2 protein-coding genes are annotated in these 1714 nt (G+C 68.0%); one reads left to right on the top strand and one right to left on the bottom strand.

Annotation, left to right across the window (positions count from 1 at the left end; translation table 11 throughout):
• A partial coding sequence (locus WAN02_RS33405; protein WP_422269638.1) for a TetR family transcriptional regulator occupies positions 1–363 on the bottom strand: 363 nt, incomplete at its 3' end.
• Between the two features lie 282 nt (positions 364–645).
• On the opposite strand from WAN02_RS33405, the gene WAN02_RS33400 reads away from it, so the two are divergent.
• Positions 646–1714 (top strand): acyl-CoA dehydrogenase family protein (locus WAN02_RS33400; protein WP_422269637.1); only part of this gene is annotated, 1069 nt, incomplete at its 3' end.

Below are 1714 nucleotides of genomic sequence, written 5' to 3'. Positions count from 1 at the left end.
GGCGAAGACGTAAGCGCGGGTCATGGCCTCGGTAAGCAGCGGATTGCGCTGCATCGCTCGGTTGAGCTTGCTGACCATGAAGTTCAGTCGCTGATACGGCGTTCCGCCGCTCAGCGCGGAGCGGTCGGTTTTGGCGTCGATGCGTTCGAACTCGCGACCCAGCGCGGACACCAGCAGATGCACCTTCGACGGGAAATACCGGTACAGCGTCCCCACGGCGACGTCCGCGCGGTCGGCGACCGCACGCATCTGAACAGCTTCGTAGCCGCCCTTGGAGGCGATGGCCATGGTCGCGTCCAGAATCCGCTTGCGACGTTCCCGCTGTGCTTCGGAACCGAGTTCCGACTCGGCCAATACCGCCACGTTCATCACCTCACGAGGTTGCGCAGGGGCCGAACTCGGCGGTTGCCCCGAGTTGGAGTTCGCTGGCGACGACATCTGACGGACAACTCCCTTTCTCGCGTCCTCGCTCGAAACGATACGCACGCCGAGCGCGAATCTCCCACCTCCGTGCCGCCGGGACACCGGGATGTCCTGCTGCGATGGCATTCGACTTGACGATCGAACACTGGCACTATTAGAACACGTTCTAGTGCTGTGCGTTGCGTCTCGGCAGCGTCTTTTCCGGTCGATCGAGGAGTTCAGGTGGCCACGACCATCACCGACGAACAGTTTGCGGCGCGGGAGTTGGTGCGCGACTGGGCGGCCGGGTCCGGGGCGACCGCAGCGGTCCGGGATATCGAGCAGGGTGAGCCGAAAGCCTGGCGGCCGGTCTTTGCTCGCCTGGCCGAGCTGGGCTTGTTCGGCGTCGCGGTCCCCGAGGAGTGCGGCGGGGCCGGCGGCAGCATCGAGGACCTGTGCGCGATGGTCGAGGAGGCCGCCAGGGCCCTGGTGCCAGGCCCGGTGGCGACCACCGCGCTGGCCACACTCGTGGTGTCCGACCCGCAATTGCGTGAGGCTCTCGCCGCGGGGGAGCGCACGGCCGGAGTCGCACTACGCAGTGATGTGGAATTCGACGCGGCGGCTTCGCGGGCCTCGGGCACCGTGCCGTTCCTGCTCGGCGGCGTCGTCGACGGTCTGCTGTTGGTGCCGGCCGGCGACCGGTGGCTACTCGTCGACGCCACTGCCGAAGGCGTCGTCGTCGAGCCCCTGCAGGCCAGCGACTTCTCCCGGCCGCTGGCTCGTGCCGTGCTCACCTCTGCGCCGGCCGGGGTGCTGGACGCCCCCGCTGACTGGGTGACTGACCTGACCGCCACCGTGCTGTCCGCCGAAGCCGCGGGGATCACCCGGTGGACCCTTGACACCGCCGTCGCCTATGCCAAGGTGCGCGAGCAGTTCGGCAAACCGATCGGCAGCTTCCAGGCGATCAAGCACCTATGCGCCGAGATGCTTTGCCGGACAGAGCAGGTGGCGGTGGCCGCCGCCGATGCTGCCCGCGCCGCCAATGATGGGGATCATCGTCAGCTGTCCATCGCCGCGGCGATCGCCGCGGGAATCGGGATCGACGCCGCCAAGGCCAACGCCAAAGACTGCATCCAAGTGCTCGGCGGCATCGGAATCACCTGGGAGCACGACGCGCATCTCTATCTGCGCCGGGCCTACGGGATCGGGCAGTTCCTCGGCGGGCCCGCACGCTGGCTGCGCCGAACTGCGGAGCTGACCTCGGCCGGCGTACGCCGTGACCTCGGCATCGACCTGAGCGATGTCGCCGACC

It is taken from the genome of Mycobacterium sp. (assembly GCF_049281135.1).
Classification (GTDB): domain Bacteria; phylum Actinomycetota; class Actinomycetes; order Mycobacteriales; family Mycobacteriaceae; genus Mycobacterium.
The sequence above is the reverse complement of the archived record's forward strand: the minus strand, read 5'-3'. Positions and strand labels throughout refer to the sequence as shown.